Below are 17,506 nucleotides of genomic sequence, written 5' to 3'. Positions count from 1 at the left end.
AAACCGATGCAAACTCCGAATACCTACAAGTGCCGAGCATGGGAGACACACGGCGGGTGCTAACGTCCGTCGTGAAAAGGGAAACAACCCAGACCGTCAGCTAAGGTCCCAAAGTTATGGTTAAGTGGGAAACGATGTGGGAAGGCTTAGACAGCTAGGAGGTTGGCTTAGAAGCAGCCACCCTTTAAAGAAAGCGTAATAGCTCACTAGTCGAGTCGGCCTGCGCGGAAGATGTAACGGGGCTCAAACCATACACCGAAGCTACGGGTATCATCTTCGGATGATGCGGTAGAGGAGCGTTCTGTAAGCCTGTGAAGGTGAGTTGAGAAGCTTGCTGGAGGTATCAGAAGTGCGAATGCTGACATGAGTAACGACAATGGGTGTGAAAAACACCCACGCCGAAAGACCAAGGTTTCCTGCGCAACGTTAATCGACGCAGGGTTAGTCGGTCCCTAAGGCGAGGCTGAAAAGCGTAGTCGATGGAAAACAGGTTAATATTCCTGTACTTCTGGTTATTGCGATGGAGGGACGGAGAAGGCTAGGCCAGCTTGGCGTTGGTTGTCCAAGTTTAAGGTGGTAGGCTGAGATCTTAGGTAAATCCGGGATCTTAAGGCCGAGAGCTGATGACGAGTTATCTTTTAGATGACGAAGTGGTTGATGCCATGCTTCCAAGAAAAGCTTCTAAGCTTCAGGTAACCAGGAACCGTACCCCAAACCGACACAGGTGGTTGGGTAGAGAATACCAAGGCGCTTGAGAGAACTCGGGTGAAGGAACTAGGCAAAATGGCACCGTAACTTCGGGAGAAGGTGCGCCGGTGAGGGTGAAGGACTTGCTCCGTAAGCTCATGCCGGTCGAAGATACCAGGCCGCTGCGACTGTTTATTAAAAACACAGCACTCTGCAAACACGAAAGTGGACGTATAGGGTGTGACGCCTGCCCGGTGCCGGAAGGTTAATTGATGGGGTTAGCTAACGCGAAGCTCTTGATCGAAGCCCCGGTAAACGGCGGCCGTAACTATAACGGTCCTAAGGTAGCGAAATTCCTTGTCGGGTAAGTTCCGACCTGCACGAATGGCGTAACGATGGCGGCGCTGTCTCCACCCGAGACTCAGTGAAATTGAAATCGCTGTGAAGATGCAGTGTATCCGCGGCTAGACGGAAAGACCCCGTGAACCTTTACTATAGCTTTGCACTGGACTTTGAATTTGCTTGTGTAGGATAGGTGGGAGGCTTTGAAGCGTGGACGCCAGTTCGCGTGGAGCCATCCTTGAAATACCACCCTGGCAACTTTGAGGTTCTAACTCAGGTCCGTTATCCGGATCGAGGACAGTGTATGGTGGGTAGTTTGACTGGGGCGGTCTCCTCCTAAAGAGTAACGGAGGAGTACGAAGGTGCGCTCAGACCGGTCGGAAATCGGTCGTAGAGTATAAAGGCAAAAGCGCGCTTGACTGCGAGACAGACACGTCGAGCAGGTACGAAAGTAGGTCTTAGTGATCCGGTGGTTCTGTATGGAAGGGCCATCGCTCAACGGATAAAAGGTACTCCGGGGATAACAGGCTGATACCGCCCAAGAGTTCATATCGACGGCGGTGTTTGGCACCTCGATGTCGGCTCATCACATCCTGGGGCTGAAGCCGGTCCCAAGGGTATGGCTGTTCGCCATTTAAAGTGGTACGCGAGCTGGGTTTAGAACGTCGTGAGACAGTTCGGTCCCTATCTGCCGTGGACGTTTGAGATTTGAGAGGGGCTGCTCCTAGTACGAGAGGACCGGAGTGGACGAACCTCTGGTGTTCCGGTTGTCACGCCAGTGGCATTGCCGGGTAGCTATGTTCGGGAAAGATAACCGCTGAAAGCATCTAAGCGGGAAACTTGCCTCAAGATGAGATCTCACTGGAACCTTGAGTTCCCTGAAGGGCCGTCGAAGACTACGACGTTGATAGGTTGGGTGTGTAAGCGCTGTGAGGCGTTGAGCTAACCAATACTAATTGCCCGTGAGGCTTGACCATATAACACCCAAGCAATCTGTAGACTCGAAAGAGACCAGATTGCGGTGTGTGAAGACGAAACGAACCGAAAGTTCGATGTTCACAAACACCGACAGCTGTCACATACCCAATTTGCTGAAGCGAGGCCATCTGGCCACGACTCAGTACCCGAATTTCTTGACGACCATAGAGCGTTGGAACCACCTGATCCCATCCCGAACTCAGAAGTGAAACGATGCATCGCCGATGGTAGTGTGGGGTTTCCCCATGTGAGAGTAGGTCATCGTCAAGATTAAATTCCGAAACCCCAATTGCGAAAGCAGTTGGGGTTTTGTTTTGCCCGTAGAAAAGTTTTACTCGCGACAGCGGACAAATTTGCACAGTTATTTTCGAATCAGAACACTAGAATAGCCCCACCTTTTTCGGAGTCAGAGCCTTTATGTCAGATCCGGTTGGCGCCCAAGGGCTGTCAGATTTACCGCTGGAAGACTTGGTGGCCTGTCACGAGTGCGACCTGCTGATGCGCAAACCAATACTTGCTCATGGCGAAAAAGCCCTCTGCCCACGCTGCGGTTACGAGTTGTATGCCCATCGCCATAATGTGGTGCAGCGCAGCCTTGCCCTGGTCATCGCCGCATTGCTGTTGTACATCCCGGCAAACTTTTTACCAATCATGCAGCTCAATATTCTCGGACAATCTTCGCAGGATACGGTCTGGAGCGGCGTGCTCGGTCTGTTCAACACTGACATGCAGGGCGTTTCGATCGTCGTATTCCTGTGCAGCATGGCGATACCGCTGCTCAAGTTGCTCTGCCAGTTGTTCGTTTTACTGACAATTCGCTTCAATGTCGGCCGCAGCTATGGTCTGTTGCTCTACCGCATTTACCACCACCTCAGAGATTGGGGGATGCTCGAGGTCTACCTCATGGGCGTGCTGGTGGCGATCGTCAAACTGGCGGACATGGCGGCCATCACCGTCGGCCTCGGCCTGGTGTGTTTCATCGGTTTGTTGTTGGTCCAGGTCTGGCTGGAAGTGGTGATGTCACCGCATCAGATCTGGCAGGCATTATCGGGAGAGGATGCTCATGCGGGCGATTGATGCGGGCATTTTGATTTGTACTGAATGCCACGAATTGAACAGGCAGGAAGAGGGCAGCGACGAACAAACCTGCACCCGCTGTGGGGCTCTCGTTCACCCGCGCCGCCCAAACAGTCTGACCCGAACCTGGGCTTTGCTGATTACCGCGGCAATTATCTACATTCCGGCCAACGTCCTGCCGATCATGACTGTCAGTTCTTTGGGGCAGGGTGATCCGAGCACCATCATGTCCGGGGTGATTCAACTGGTGCAGCACGGGATGATTCCGATTGCCGCCGTGGTGTTCATCGCCAGTATTCTGGTGCCGACCTTCAAACTGGTCGGTATCGCGCTGTTGCTGTTCTCGGTACAACGACGCCAGCCGCTGTCTGCGCGTCAACGCATCTGGATGTACCGTTTTATCGAGTTCATCGGCCGTTGGTCGATGCTCGATATATTTGTGATCGCCATTCTGGTGGCGGTCGTCAACTTCGGCCGGCTTGCCAGTGTCGAAGCCAATCTTGGCGCCATCGCCTTCGCCACTGTGGTGATTCTGACGATGCTTGCCGCAGTAACTTTCGATCCCCGACTGATTTGGGATAACACGGAGTCGGACGACGACCATGACTGATTTGCCTGTAGCGAAAACCCGACCGGCCTCGAACTGGTCTGCCATTTGGGTACTGCCGTTGATCGCACTGATCATCGGTGGCTGGCTCGGCTGGCGTGCCTACTCCGAAACCGGCATCGAGATCCAGGTGCGCTTCGAAAGCGGCGAAGGCATCCAGGCCAACAAGACCGAGGTCATGTACAAAGGCATGTCGGTCGGTAAGGTCAAAGCGCTCAAGCTCGACGATGAGGGCAATTCCAAGGGAGTGATCGCCACCGTCGAGATGAATAAAGATGTCGAGCAATACCTCAAGACCAGCACGCGTTTCTGGCTGGTCAAACCGAGCGTCACCCTGGCCGGTATTACCGGGCTGGAAACTCTGGTTTCGGGCAACTACGTAGCCATCAGCCCCGGCGAAGGCGAGCCGACGCGCAAGTTCAAGGCGCTGGCCGAAGAACCGCCGCTGTCGGACTCCAAACCTGGTTTGCACTTGACGATCAAGGCTGATCGTCTCGGTTCGCTGAATCGGGGCAGTCCGGTGTTCTACAAGCAGATCAAGGTTGGCCAGATCAAAAGCTACGTGCTTTCGGAAGACCAGAGCACCGTTGAGCTCAAAGTGTTCATCGAGCCGACCTACGCCAAACTGGTGCGCAAACACACGCGATTCTGGAATGCCAGCGGCATCAGCATCGATGCCAACCTGTCCGGCGTAAAAGTGCGCAGCGAGTCGCTCGCCAGTATTGTCGCCGGCGGTATCGCTTTCGCCACGCCGGAGAACCGCAAGGACAGTCCACCGACCGATCCAAGCCTGCCGTTCCGTCTCTACGAAGACTTCGACGCCGCCGCCGCCGGTATTCGCGTGAAGGTCAAACTCAGTGACTTTGAAGGGCTACAGGCCGGGCGCACCCCGGTGATGTACAAAGGCATTCAAGTCGGCAACATGAAAGCGCTGAAAGTCGATCCTGACCTGAACAGCGCCACCGCCGAGCTCACCCTTGATCCATTGGCTGAGGACTATCTGGTCGATGGCACGCAGTTCTGGGTGGTCAAGCCGTCGATTTCCCTGGCCGGTATCACTGGACTGGAAGCCTTGGTGAAGGGTAACTACATCGCTGTACGCCCGGGCGACAAAGGTGCAGCACCGAAACGCGAATTCGAGGCCCGACCCAAAGCGCCGCCGCTGGATCTGCGCTCGCCGGGCTTGCACCTGGTGCTGTTCACCGATGTCCTTGGCTCGATCGATGTGGGCAGTCCGATTCTGTACAAACAGGTCAAGGTCGGTTCGGTGCAGAGCTACCAGTTCTCCAAGACCAAGAAGCAATTGGTCATCGGCGTGCACATCGATAAGGAATACGAAAACCTGGTCAACGCTTCGACCCGTTTCTGGAATGTCAGCGGTATCACGCTGACCGGTGGTTTGACTGGCGGCATTCAGGTGAAGAGCGAATCGCTGCAAACGCTGATGGCCGGCGGTATCGCCTTCGAAACGCCGCAAGCCAATGCGCCATTGCGCAAACGTATTCCGCGCTTCCGCTTGTTCGCCAACCATGACGAAGCCGATCGCAAAGGCACAGTGGTGACGATCAAGGTTGATCGCGCTGATGGTTTGCGCAGCGGTACCCCGGTGCGCTTCAAAGGCCTGGATGTCGGCAAGATCGAAAGTGTTGATCTGGCGGACGACATGCAATCTGTCTTGCTCACCGCGCGCATCACTGAAGTGCCGGAGAAGATTGCCCGCGTTGGCAGCCAGTTCTGGGTGGTCAAGCCGGAGTTGGGTTTGATGAAGACGTCGAACCTGGAAACGCTGGTGACCGGGCAATACGTCGAAGTGCAACCGACGGCGAAGAATCTTGGCCCACAGAAGAACTTCGTAGCCTTGGCCAATGCGCCGGAAGTGACCAAGCAAGAGGCGGGGTTGAGTCTGGTCTTGAGCGCTGCCCGTCGCGGCTCGCTGAAACCGGGCGTGCCGGTGACTTACCGTGAAATCACCGTGGGCAAGGTCACCGGTTATGAACTGGGTCAGACTGCCGACCGGGTACTGGTGCACATTCTGATCGAGCCGAAGTACGCACCTCTGGTGCGCAGCGGCAGCCGTTTCTGGAATACCAGCGGTGTCGGTTTCGACATCGGCTTGTTCAACGGTTTGACCGTACGCACGGAGTCGCTGGAAACGGCGATTCAGGGCGGTATTGCTTTCGCTACGCCAGATGGCGAGCGCATGGGCAACCCGGCGCGGGCCGAGCAGACATTCCCGTTGTTCGACAAGTTTGAAGATGAGTGGCTGACCTGGGCGCCGAAGATTCCGCTCGGTAAGTAGATCCTGCGGTGTCCGTAAGGATGCCATCGCTGGCAAGCCAGCTCCCACAGTGATCAGTGGCGCACACAGAATTTGTGTACTACGCAAAACCTGTGGGAGCTGGCTTGCCAGCGATGAGGCCCTGAAAATCAACACAAACCTCAAGCCATAAAAAAGGGCCGCGATCCCATCAGATCGCGGCCCTTTTTTGTCTTCAGCTAAAGCCGATCAAACCTCATCCAGCTCCGGCTCATCCGCTTCCACATTGACGGTCGCCTTCACCACATCATGGCGGCGGATGTATTTCCAGTCCGCCTCGTCGATGTAGATTCCCGCCGGGCCACTGCCGCCCTCCAGGTCGATGGCGACACTGGCGCAGACCTGTGGCTTCACACTTGCCAGAATCGGCACGAAGCCCAGTTGCAGACTGGTTTCCAGCAACGCAGCCTGGTTCTTCTCGTCGATATCCGCCGCCTCGTCGAGGTAGTACGGCAGGCGCACACGGCCGGCCAGATCGCGGTCCATCAAGTGCAGCAACAAGTACATGTTGGTCAGCGCCTTGATGGTCATCGTCGTACCGTTGGACGCCGCGCCGTCGATGTCGGTGTGGATAACCGGCTGACCGTTGACCTTGGTGATCTCAAATGCCAGTTCGAACAAGTCCTTGAGACCGAGCTGGTTGTGGTTCGCCGCCACCAGCCGTGCCAGATATTCCTTGGCCTCTTCGTTCTTGTTGTCCTGCTCGGCGCTTTGGCTGAGGTCGAACACCGACAGGGTTTCGCCTTCTTCGTACTGACCGGCGCTGTGGATGATCTGGTCGATGTGCTTGAGCGCTTCCTTGTTCGGCGCGAGGACGATGCGGAAGCTCTGCAGGTTGGACACCTGACGCTTGTTGATCTCGCGGTTGAACAGCGCCAGTTGATGCTCGAGGCTGTCGTAGTCGCTACGGATATTGCGCAGGGTGCGGGCGATGTCGGTGACGGCCGCGCGGCGGGCCTTGCCCAGCGTCAGCGCTTCGTCGGTACGGTGCGCGTAAGCGTTGATCAGCAGTGACAGACGGCGCTCCATATCGTCTTCGCTGTCGAACTTGGCCACGCCTTTGAGGCGCACCTGCGCGTACAGCGCTTCGATCTGGCCATCGGCACGCAGCAGACCCTGCCAACTGTCCTGATAATCGTTGAGCAGCGGCAGCAGGTTGTCCATCGAATCGTCGACCGGATCCATGAACGGCGTACCGAACGGCAGGTCTGCCGGCAACAGCTGACGACGACGCAGGGCATCGTCGAGGGTGCGTTGCTTGGCTTCCATGTCGGCAATTTGCCGGCCGACCAGTTGCAGCTTGGCCGACAGTTGCTGGACGCGCTCGGTGAACGCATCGCTGGAACGTTTGAGTTCGTCCTGCGCCGCTTCCATCTGCGCCAGTTGTTCGAGCTTGTCGCCTTCTTCGGCGCTCAGAGTCTGCGTGCGGCGGAAGTCTTCCAGAGCTTTCTGCGCATCCAGCACCTGCTGGTACAGCGCTTCGGTCTGGGTCTTGCTCGCGGCACGGTCGGCAGCCACGGCTTGCTGGGTTTTCAGTTGCTTGAGTTCTTTTTCCAGACGCTCTTTCTGATCACGCAATGCGGCACGGTCGGCCAGCGCTTGCAGAGCCGGCGGCTCGATGTGCGAGATGTCGATCGACAGGCCCGGCACTTCGAAACGTTCGCCCTTGAAGCCATCCAGAATCAGCTCGACCGATTTGACCCACTCGCCATCCTCGTCGAGGGTAATGCCATGTTCGCCCAGCGGCAGGCTGAACAGCGCACTGTTGAACAGGCGCATCAAACGTTCAACGTCCTGTTGCGAAAACTCTTCGCGCAGACGGGCGTAGCTGTTGTTGTCAGCGTGATCGAGTTGCTGCTTGACCGACTTCAGGCGTTTTTCCAGATCGCGCAGGCGCTCTTCCAGATCCTCCGCACTGAACTGACGCGATTGCGCCAGCGCACCGGCCAGTTCGTCGTGGGCATCTTTGGCCGCGAGCAATTGTTGCTCCAGCACTTTGACGTCGTCGACCAGCGCGAAGCGGTTCTTCAGCACCGATAACTCGCCGAGCCAGCGCTGGATGCCGGAAATTTCCCGCTCCAGACGCATCAACTCCTGAGTGCCCCCGCGTTGATCGTTTTGCAGGCTGTCCTGCTCGCCGCGGTAGTGGTCCGCCTGAATTGTCAGTTCTTCCTTGCGCGCACTGGCGTAGTCCGACCAGGTGCCGAGCAAGGAATCGAGCAGCGGCGACAGGCGATGCAGTTTGCCGCGCAGTACGTCGCGCTGTTTCACGCCGTTGGCCAAGGCTTCAACCAATGGACCGGCAGCGACCAGCGAGTTGTAGTCCTGCTCCATCCGACGCACATCGCGGAAGGCTTCTTCGCACGCGGCGATGTAATTGACGCTGCCGGAACGCAGGCTGTGTTCGAAAGCATCGAGGAACAATTGCTTGAGCTTGGCCGCAGTGATTTCGCGCATGTGCAGCAGGTTGATGAACAGTGCGCGGAACGTTTTCAGGCTCTGCTCGCTGGTGGAGCGCAGCGGGATCAGCGTCAGGTCCAGCGGGATCGACGTGTGACCGCCAACCAGCAATCGACGCAGTTCATCAGGCTTCAGTTCGTAGGCTTTCAGGCCTTCTTTCTCAAGGTTGCTGAACAGCTCTTTCTGGCGCAGGCAGGTGTCGTTCTTCTGGTAATGGGCCAGGTCGAGCTTGCCGGCATAGGCGAAGAACTGGTGACCGAAACCACCACCCGGGCCGCGACCGACCACGCCAATCACGTGTGGGCCGTGCGGCAGGTTCACTTCGACAAGGATGTAGCTGGTGTCGGAGGCGAAGTAGAAGCGCCGCGATTGTTCGAGGCTGTACTTGCCGAAACTCATGTCCGACATGCGCGCCAGAATCGGGAACTGCAAGGCGTTGATCGACGCCGATTTACCGAGGTTATTCGCGCCGTAAACCGACAACGGTTCTTCCAGCGGGAACAGACCGAGGCTGTAACCGGCAGTGTTCAAAAGGGCAAAGCGGCGGATGCCGTAGCGTTCCTGGCTCATGCGTCGGACTCCTGTTCTTCGGCAATGGCGCGGGCCAGAGCGTCTTCTTCGCTTTCTTCGTCAAATTCGCTGAGATCGAGCGGATCGTCGGTTTCGAGGAATTTCGCTTCGGCTGCTTCGTCGATCAGCACCGGCGCCGGCAGTGGCAATACGCTGTGCACGCTGGCCGCCAGATCGCGGTCTTGCTGCACCGACAGGCACACGTCGAGGAAGCGGTGCATCGGCGGCAGGAAACGGTAAACGCCGTTTTCTTCGCCAGCGAAACCCAGTTGAGTCATGCGGCGCATGATCTTTTCTTCGAGTTCTTCAACCGTTTGCACTTCAGCCTGAATAAACAGGTCGCGGTATTTCTCCAACAGCGATGGCAACTCTTCGCGGCCGAGGCTACCGCCATCGAGCACGGCGATCGGGTCGCGGCCCTGATCAGCCAGATGCTCGACGAGGATGAAAGTGAACAGCGCCAGACGCTGGGCAGTCTTGTTCACCGCCGCAGCGGCCATGTCCGGCACGAAGTAGTAAAAGCCACGGGTGTCGCAGACCAATTCAAAACCCAGCGCCTTGAACAGCGTGCGGTACTGATCCTGGAAGTTCGACAGTTGCGCGTACAGCTCCGGGTCGCGGCGGCTGACGTGGTAGCCCTTGAACAACTCGCGGAAAATCGGCGCGAGTTGCGACAGTTCGGAAAGATCAAGATGCATGTGGGATGCTCGCAGAATCCTCGGCGGCGGTGTCGCTGGCCGAGAGCAGGGCGAAGGAGCGCAGGCTGACCTGGTGCTCGTGAGTGTGGTATTCGCGGCGTTCCAGACGCTCGCGCTTGAAACGTTTTTCCCGCGACAGGCGCGAGAACCAGTAAAGCAATTCGTCGGTGGCGCCGTCCGGTTCCTGTTCCAGCAGCCAGGTCATCAGGTCCGGCATCGGCAGGGCTTCTTCGCAACGGTCGACCATCTCGCGCACGGTGCGTGGCGCACGCGGTGCTTCGCCTTTCTGCGTCTTGTGCGCCTTGGGGAATCGCGCCGGTTTCGGCTCGAAACGCGCCAAAGCGTAGACGTAGGCTTCGACCTGACTGGCGCTGCCGAGGAAGGTGCTCTGCGGGCGGGTAAACAGCGGCATCGCCGCTTGCGGCACGGCATCAATGCCTTTGCGGCGAATCGCCGCCAGCGCCAGCGCGGCACCACGGGTCACGGCGTTATGCCGGCGCGCTTCTTCACGCAGTGGCAGCAGCAGTTCGCGGGCATGACGCAAAGTCAACTGGGCGCTGGTTTGCATTTCGAGGATGCGCGCGTGGGTGCGCAGCAGCATGTCGTCATCGACCAGATGGCCGAGGCGTTGCTGTTCGCTGAGCATCTTCAGCAATACCGTTTCGACCTTGCGCACGCCTTGTTCGAAAGCGCCGTCGGCGTTGACCAGATCGATCATCGGCTCGACGTATTCATCCCAGGTCGCCAACACTTCAGCGTAACGCTGGCGCAATGGAATCTGCCGGTCGCTGGTCTTGGCCCGTTCGGCCACAGCCACCAGCGCCTGTTCGTCATTGTCGAGCTTCTTCAAAACATCGCGTACGCGCATGTCGAGCAAGCGCAACTGACGGGCCAGGTCGTGGCCGTCGCGGACGTCGAACGCGTCCTGGATATAACCCGCCAGACGCTCGAGGTGGCGCAGATAGGCTTCGATCTCCAGGCACAGGCCCAAGCGGTGCTCACGACGCAAGTAGGCGAGGAAGTCGTGAATTTGCGCGTTCAGCTCGAATCGGTTCGGGCTTTTCGCCACCGGAATCAGAATATCCAGGCGAATCCACACGTCGAGCAGGCTGGTGATGTCCTGCGGCGTGCTGTCCAGTTGTTGGGCGGCCAGTTGCGTGCGCAGTTCGTTGAGGCTCAGGGTGCCTTGGTCGAAGTGCTCGCACAGTGGCTCCAGAAGTGCCCAGTGTTCAGCGAGGGCGCGCAAGACGCGCTTGGGTTCGATCATCGGAATGGCCGGCTGGTTGGCGATTAAAAGCCGCGATTGTACTGCATCACGAAGGCTGCAATTCACTCTCGGGACGGGCTGCTGTTTTTTCCAGGGTAAAGAGCATTGGTCAAGGCTATCGATCAACAGCAAGCGATCTTGAGCGAAGGGCGGTAGAATCAGCGCACTTTCAGTTATCCACAAGTGGCCGACCTTTGCTTATCGAGTCTCGCCGCCGCGCCTATTTGAACGCCATGCAGGTGGTCAATTGGCTGCCGCGCACCGAATTGCCCTTCGCCGCCCCGTCGCGGCCCGAGCTGCTGGACATGCCCGAGCCCGAGATCGAGGTTCCGCTGCTACAGGCATCGCAGGCCGAAGCCCTGGTACAAGCAGCTGTCGCGCGTCCGGCTGAGCGGCCAAAGATCGAAGTGCCGCGCCCTTCGCTGGCCAGCACGCGAACCAACGCCAAACCGGTGGAAGAGGCCGACGAGACACCCGTTGTGGCTAAGCCTGTGCCCGTACCGCCACCGCGTTTCGCTCTGCAATTGCTGCGTGCCGGGCGTTGCCTGCTGCTGGTCGAGTTACCCACAGGCGAGCCGTTCCAGAGCCGCGATCCCGCCTATCTGCTGCTTAAAGACATGCTGCGCGCCGCCGGTCTGCCGGATGCGCCACAAATCGTCGGCGAGCCGGTGCGCTGGCCTTGGCTCAATCGCGGCACCATGGATCAAGGCCCGGAGGCGGCGCGCGACTTCGTCCAGGGTTTCCTTTCGGTACAGATGGAAGCGGCGCCGTGTGCGTGCCTGTGGCTGATCGGCCTGCCGGCGGTGCGCTTTGCCGGTGAGGCGGACGCCGAAGCGTTCAATCGTGAATTGCAGATCGAAGGTCTGGGCTCGGCCTGGGCCATTCCCGGTCTGGAGTTGTTAATGGAAGAGCCACAGCGCAAGGCCGCTGTGTGGCAAGCCATGCGTCGGCTGATGGCGCGCTGGAAACAATCGAATGAGTGAAGCTGTATCGTTCCGCCCGATGACCGAGGCGGACCTGGACGCTGTATTGAAGATCGAATATGCGGCGTACAGCCATCCGTGGACCCGCGGGATTTTTCTCGACGGGCTGGGCAAATACCAGATCTGGCTGATGTTCGAAGGTCAGCAGCAGGTCGGCCACGGCGTGGTGCAGATCATTCTCGATGAGGCGCATCTGCTCAACATCACGGTCAAACCGGAGAATCAGGGGCGCGGGCTGGGGCTGACGTTGCTGGAGCATCTGATGTCGCGGGCGTATGCAGCTGAAGCTCGCGAGTGCTTTCTCGAAGTGCGTGACAGCAATACAGCTGCGTTCAAGTTGTATGAGCGTTATGGCTTCAACGAAATTGGCCGGCGCCGGGATTATTATCCGGCTGTTGGCGGGCGCGAAGACGCCGTGGTCATGGCCTGCACCTTGGTCGATTAAACCGTTAAAGCATCGCGGGCAAGCCCGCTCCCACAGGGATCCGGGTCGTACTCAAATGATGTATACGACACTAAAACCTGTGGGAGCGGGCTTGCCCGCGATGGCGTCTAGTCAGGCAATACAAATCAGCGGTTGCCATCCAGCGGATCGCGCCGCGCCAGTTCAGCCTCATCCAGGCCATTGCCGCCGCCGATGTCATCTTCATCGACCAAGCTCAGATCCCAGTCCGCCGGATTGTCTTCGCCAGCCTCCTCGGCATCCCGCGCGCCATCTTCATGGATCAGGGTTTCCGGGCTCAAGTCATCGTCGGTCGGTTCATGATCAGCGGTCGATGCGCCGGTAAGCCCGGCTTCACGCACGCGCTCATCGGGCATCAATTGTTCGCGTTCCCGCTCCGGAATCTCATCGCCAATCTTCGCGCTGGGCTCTTCGTCGTCGAAATCCAGCTCGTGCACCGATCCCATGCGGTCTTCGTTATCATCGATGGGCTCCGGTTGCACAGCATCGTAAGGGCGTCGTGAATCAGTCATGGCAAATCCTCATAGTGTGGGCCTTACTAGGTGGACTCACCCGGCACACGAGAATTCCAACGAAAACACTTGCGATCCTTTCGTGACCCCGACCGACGGTCGTCTGTCAAAGCTGCGCATCTTTCTTGAGGCCTTACATATGCACGACTTACAAGACCTGATTGATAACAACGAGCGTTGGGCTGACGCGATCACCAAGGAAGACCCGGATTTCTTCGCCAAGCTGGCGCGTCAGCAAACGCCTGAGTATCTGTGGATCGGCTGTTCCGACGCACGGGTGCCGGCCAATGAAATCGTCGGCATGTTGCCGGGCGATCTGTTCGTACACCGTAACGTCGCCAACGTGGTGTTGCACACCGACCTCAACTGCCTGTCGGTGATCCAGTACGCGGTGGACGTGCTCAAGGTCAAACACATTCTGGTGACTGGTCACTACGGTTGTGGCGGTGTGCGTGCGTCGATGCAGGACCGCCAGTTCGGCCTGATCGATGGCTGGCTGCGCTCGATCCGCGACCTGTACTACGAAAAGCGCGAGGAACTGGCCAAGTTGCCGACCGAAGAAGAGCAGGTCGATCGTCTGTGCGAACTCAACGTGGTCCAGCAAGTGGCCAACGTTGCGCACACCAGCATCATTCAGAACGCCTGGCATCGTGGGCAGAGCCTGTCGATCCACGGCTGCATCTACGGCATCAAGGATGGCCGCTGGAAAAGCCTGAACACGACCATCAGCGGTTTCGAGCAATTGCCGCCGCAATACCGTTTGCGTCCGGTAGGTGCGTTGTAGCCTGAGTCTGAAAGCGCTGCTCAACCCAGGCCATGGCCGCGCCAGCGTTGCAGATAATGCTGACCTTCAAGGGTGGGTGGTTCGTTGTAACCGGTGATCCACCCACGGCAGCGCGAAGAACCGCAACCGCAGGCGAACTGGCGCAGCAGTTTGTCTTCGGTGGCGGCGTAATCCATGGTCAGCCGCTCACCCCTGTGGATATCTTTCAAGGCCCACAGCCAGAGTTCGCTCATGTCGAGAAACACGTTCGGGTCGCAGGCGTGTTCGAGCAATCCACAAAAGCGTGGATCGTAGATATGGATGCCGGTCAGCAGTTGTCGGGTCTGGCGACAGCGGTAGGGCAGCAGTTGTCCCGACACCCGGCACATGCGGCTGGTATGCAGAAATTCCCGGCGCGCCGCGACCCCGGTTGGGGTGGCGTACTCATCGTGGAGGATTTCAAAGTCGGCGAAGGAGGGAAAGCCCAGCCGTACGGGTAACCCTGCGAACGGGTAAATGCCCTCGGTATCGTGAGGGACGGATCCTGCAAACGCGTGGGTATTCATAACAATCCTTGTTGGAAGATGCTGCGACTTCCTTGCACTGACGTCCTGTCAGTTCTGCAACATGGATGTTTGGATCCAATCCTGTCGTAAAAACTATCGCCACGTCTACTGTCAGATCTGACAGGCGAAATAGACGCTTTCCCGTGTCAGTGATGACTGACACGGGAATGGTGCTTGAGCGGTTACAGGTGCGGAGCGGGCACCGCGGTGTCTGGCATCGGCGCCTTCAGCTGCTGCAGTTGCGCTTTGATCGGCGTGGTCGCGCATTTGGCGGCGGCCTGTTCCGGCGTCAGGTTGCGGATTGAGGTGTAGAACAGCTCGCAGGTTTTCGCTTTTTGCGTGACTTGCCAGGTCTGCGTGCAGTTGTTGAGGGTGGTCTGCGCGTTGCTGCCTGGTCTGCTGCCCATATCGGCTTGCCAGCAGGCAGCGCTCAAATCCTGCCCCATGACTTTCAGGCCGGCGGCGTCAGCCTTGGCCTGTGCATCGTCGCCGGTATAGCTTTTCGGGTCGGCGGCGTACCAGATGTAACTCGGATGGTTCGATCCCAGCACCGGCACGTTCACGCCCGCGCTCGGGCTGATGGTCGCCAGGCCCAGTACGCTGACCGTTGGCCCGTATTGCTGCTTGATCCAGTTGCGTACCGGCGCGCCGAAAGCCACCATCGGCAGTGTCTTGCCGCTGGAGGTTTGGCTGAATTGTTTGACCAGCGTGGTCTGGTAGTCCTTGAAGTAGTCATAAACGCCTTCCAGATCACTGCCGGCGCTGGCCGGCGCGGCGATCGGCGCTATGTCGATGATGGTCTGATAGGCCGGGGTCTGCTCGGCGGGAATGCCATTGACCGTCAACAGCGTGGCCCACCGGTCGGTGGTGTTCGAGCGCAGATAATCCTGAGCCTGGGTCAGCGAGTAATCCGGCGGGAAGTGCAGCAATTCGACGCTTTTGCGATTTTCCAGGGCCATGCCCAGCGGCAGGAACAGATACCAGCTGTACGCCCATTTGCCGTCGGCGTTGAGTTTGCTGGCGCCGGCGTAAGCGAGATCACCGGCATCGAGCAGCGCGGACAGCGGTTTGTCGTAACCGGCCGGCACACCGCTGATTTCGGCGTAGAGCTGGTCGTTATCGTTTTTCACCAGCACTTTGGCATTGGCATAACCGTCGCGTTGCACGCTCTGGCTCAGGTAATGCGCGACGGTCTGCTCCAGCGTCCAGTTGCGAAAGCAGATCACGCTGCAGTTGTTGGGGTAGGCGAAGAGGCGCGTTACGCGTTCGGTGCTGCCCAGTTTCAAGTCGACATCGGCGTGGGCGGCCGCGCTCAGTGTGAGCGCGGCGAGTGCCAGTGCTGTGGGGGCCAGTGTTGTGGGAATCAGTCCTGCGAGTTTGAACATGCTCAGATCCTTTTCAGCGTGGTTCCCCGCGGGGCGGGGGGCGCCTCATAGTGGATCAGCCGTGTTGCACAGAAAAGCCGTCATTCACAGAAATTTTGCGCCACACCGCAGAACGCGTCCTCAGGCCCGAAAATGCAGGGCGTTGGTCAGATCGCCCATGGGTTTCTGGCCACGGGCTATCATCGCCTCGTCACGCTGCTTGAGGCCGTTGAGGGTCTCAAGCTGGAACACTCGGGTGATCAACCGCAGGATCGACGCCGTGTCGTAAATCGTGTGATCCACCGTGCCCTTGCGCGCAAACGGTGACACCACCAAAGCCGGCACCCGCGATCCCGGGCCCCAGCGATCGCCCTTGGGCGGCGCGACGTGGTCCCACCAGCCGCCGTTTTCGTCGACCGTGACGATCACCACCATGTTTTTCCACTGCGGACTTTCGCGCAGTACCTTCAGCGCACGGACGATATGCCGGTCACCGGAGGCGACATCGGCGTAACCGGCGTGCATGTTCAGGTTGCCCTGCGGTTTGTAGAAGCTCACGGCCGGTAGCTTGCCGGCCTCGGCGTCGGCGAAAAACCTGTTGGTACTCGACTCGTCACCCAAACCGGCGTCGCGCAGGCGTTTATTGCGCTCGTCCGGGTTTTCCGGGCCTTGCTGCTTGAAGTAGTTGAACGGCTGATGGTGATACTGAAAGTTCGGAATCTTGGGAATGCCACCGGAGTCCTTGTATTGCTCCAGCGTTGCCTGCCATGCCCCGGCGTACCAGGCCCAATCGATGTTCTTCTTCGACAGTTTGTCGCCGATGTGTTCGTGGGTCTGCGGCACCATGACGTTGGGCAGGTCCGGTTTGGAATACGCCGGACGCTCCGGGTCGCGAATCCAGGTGGGCCAGTAGGGCGGGGCGAGGGTGTTGACGCCAAAACCGTCCGGGGTCAGCGCACTCGGGCCGAATTGCGGCGGGCCGGTCATGGCGCTGGCCGGTGACTGTTCCAGCGGCTTGAGTCGCGAGTCGGCCGGATCAGCACTTTGCAGGGTGGCGATCTGCGACTTGGCGACCGAATTGGCAGCGTCAGGGTAGAACGGCGCGGTGGCGCTGATCAGGTATTGGTGATTGAGGAATGAGCCACCGAAGGCGCCCTGGAAAAAGTTGTCGCACAACACGAACTCCTGCGCGACGTCCCACAGCCGCAGGGAGTAACGGCTCTGCGCGTAGTGACCCATGGTCAGGCCTCCGGCATCGGCCCAAGCGACAAAACCGTCGTTCTTGCCGCCATTGATCTGCATCTGGTTCTGATAGAACACGTGCCACAAATCGCGAGTCACCAGGCCGAGCGGCAAGTCTTCGCCGTTCGGGCCTTTGAGGGCGAATGGCGCGTTGGGCAGGTTTTCCTGAAACTGTGTGGCGCTGGGATAGGTCACGCCATCGAGCGTTTGCGGGCCGATTTGCAGCACACCGCCCCAGGCCGGCGGCAGGGTTTGCAGCACGCTGCCATCGCGGTCGCGTTGCTGATAGTCGTCAGGCTTGAGCGCCGACAGTGGCTTTTCGACGCCGGGGAAATCGCCGAACAGGTTATTGAAACTGCGGTTCTCGGCGTAGATCACCACCACGGTTTTCACCTGATCGCGCAGGGCTTTGTCCAGCTCGGCGGGCGTCAGCGGGCGCTCGACCGGTTTGCCCGTTTGATCGCTGGCGCTGCCACACCCGGCCAGCGTGGCACCGACACCGAGCACCGCGACGCCGCCGAGGAAGCGACGGCGACTGGTGTCGGTGGGGGTTTCGGATTCAGGTGCGTCAGTGCCATCTGTTTCGTCTTTCATCTGTCAGCCCGTTCAG

13 protein-coding genes and 2 rRNA genes (1 of these 15 running past the window's edge) are annotated in these 17,506 nt (G+C 58.7%); 8 read left to right on the top strand and 7 right to left on the bottom strand.

Annotated elements, in window-relative coordinates:
- From ACVVH8_RS25185 to ACVVH8_RS25165, 5 genes are all read left to right on the top strand, one after another.
- A 23S ribosomal RNA gene (locus ACVVH8_RS25185) occupies positions 1-2,006 on the top strand; it begins 888 nt to the left of the window's first position.
- A 155-nt stretch (positions 2,007-2,161) separates the two neighbouring features.
- A 5S ribosomal RNA gene (gene rrf, locus ACVVH8_RS25180) occupies positions 2,162-2,277 on the top strand.
- 147 nt (positions 2,278-2,424) lie between these two features.
- Positions 2,425-3,084, top strand: coding sequence for a paraquat-inducible protein A (locus ACVVH8_RS25175; RefSeq protein WP_315446478.1), 660 nt, complete (start codon positions 2,425-2,427; stop codon positions 3,082-3,084).
- Positions 3,071-3,694 carry a paraquat-inducible protein A gene (locus ACVVH8_RS25170; RefSeq protein WP_103306039.1) on the top strand — a complete coding sequence of 208 codons (624 nt, stop codon included), beginning with the start codon at positions 3,071-3,073 and terminating at the stop codon, positions 3,692-3,694. The genes ACVVH8_RS25175 and ACVVH8_RS25170 overlap by 14 nt, the downstream gene beginning before the upstream one ends.
- A complete protein-coding gene (locus ACVVH8_RS25165) occupies positions 3,687-5,990 on the top strand; it encodes a PqiB family protein (protein WP_475226923.1) in 2,304 nt (767 codons plus the stop codon). The genes ACVVH8_RS25170 and ACVVH8_RS25165 overlap by 8 nt, the downstream gene beginning before the upstream one ends.
- 207 nt (positions 5,991-6,197) lie before the next feature.
- Here the strand turns inward: ACVVH8_RS25165 and mksF are convergent, their stop codons facing one another.
- The 3 genes from mksF to mksB are packed head-to-tail and all read right to left on the bottom strand — an operon-like array spanning position 6,198 to position 11,003.
- Positions 6,198-9,038 (bottom strand): Mks condensin complex protein MksF, encoded by a 2,841-nt coding sequence (mksF, locus tag ACVVH8_RS25160; RefSeq protein ID WP_475226920.1) that lies wholly within the window; start codon positions 9,036-9,038, stop codon positions 6,198-6,200.
- Positions 9,035-9,736, bottom strand: coding sequence for an Mks condensin complex protein MksE (gene mksE, locus ACVVH8_RS25155; RefSeq protein ID WP_053123840.1), 702 nt, complete (start codon positions 9,734-9,736; stop codon positions 9,035-9,037). The genes mksF and mksE overlap by 4 nt, the downstream gene beginning before the upstream one ends.
- Positions 9,726-11,003: an Mks condensin complex protein MksB gene (gene mksB, locus ACVVH8_RS25150; protein WP_177431446.1), complete on the bottom strand. Its 1,278-nt coding sequence runs from the start codon at positions 11,001-11,003 to the stop codon at positions 9,726-9,728. Before mksB ends, mksE begins: the two co-directional genes overlap by 11 nt.
- Before the next feature lie 233 nt (positions 11,004-11,236).
- Here mksB and ACVVH8_RS25145 point away from each other — a divergent pair, with 233 nt between their 5' ends.
- Positions 11,237-11,986, top strand: coding sequence for an energy transducer TonB (locus ACVVH8_RS25145; RefSeq protein ID WP_475231230.1), 750 nt, complete (start codon positions 11,237-11,239; stop codon positions 11,984-11,986).
- Positions 11,979-12,431 (top strand): ribosomal protein S18-alanine N-acetyltransferase, encoded by a 453-nt coding sequence (gene rimI, locus ACVVH8_RS25140; RefSeq protein WP_007961522.1) that lies wholly within the window; start codon positions 11,979-11,981, stop codon positions 12,429-12,431. The genes ACVVH8_RS25145 and rimI overlap by 8 nt, the downstream gene beginning before the upstream one ends.
- Before the next feature lie 125 nt (positions 12,432-12,556).
- Here rimI and ACVVH8_RS25135 read toward each other — a convergent pair whose 3' ends face one another.
- Positions 12,557-12,961, bottom strand: a complete 405-nt coding sequence (locus ACVVH8_RS25135; protein ID WP_103306044.1) for a serine kinase/phosphatase — start codon at positions 12,959-12,961, stop codon at positions 12,557-12,559.
- Between the two features lie 139 nt (positions 12,962-13,100).
- On the opposite strand from ACVVH8_RS25135, the gene can reads away from it, so the two are divergent.
- The gene (can, locus tag ACVVH8_RS25130) at positions 13,101-13,745 is read left to right on the top strand and encodes a carbonate dehydratase (RefSeq protein WP_003228196.1); all 645 of its coding nucleotides are present in this window, start codon (positions 13,101-13,103) and stop codon (positions 13,743-13,745) included.
- 20 nt (positions 13,746-13,765) lie between these two features.
- Here can and ACVVH8_RS25125 read toward each other — a convergent pair whose 3' ends face one another.
- The 3 genes from ACVVH8_RS25125 to ACVVH8_RS25115 form a co-directional block, all read right to left on the bottom strand.
- Entirely contained in the window at positions 13,766-14,290 is a 525-nt protein-coding gene (locus tag ACVVH8_RS25125; protein ID WP_103306045.1) for an SET domain-containing protein-lysine N-methyltransferase, read from the bottom strand.
- Between the two features lie 182 nt (positions 14,291-14,472).
- Positions 14,473-15,675, bottom strand: a complete 1,203-nt coding sequence (locus tag ACVVH8_RS25120; RefSeq protein ID WP_475226918.1) for a hypothetical protein — start codon at positions 15,673-15,675, stop codon at positions 14,473-14,475.
- A gap of 120 nt (positions 15,676-15,795) precedes the next feature.
- Positions 15,796-17,490: an acid phosphatase gene (locus ACVVH8_RS25115; protein ID WP_475226914.1), complete on the bottom strand. Its 1,695-nt coding sequence runs from the start codon at positions 17,488-17,490 to the stop codon at positions 15,796-15,798.
- Positions 17,491-17,506: the final 16 nt, after the last annotated feature.

This window comes from Pseudomonas trutticola BRTCR10 (genome assembly GCF_056155105.1).
Note: the sequence above shows the minus strand (reverse complement) of the source record. Positions and strands in the feature narration are given on the sequence as shown.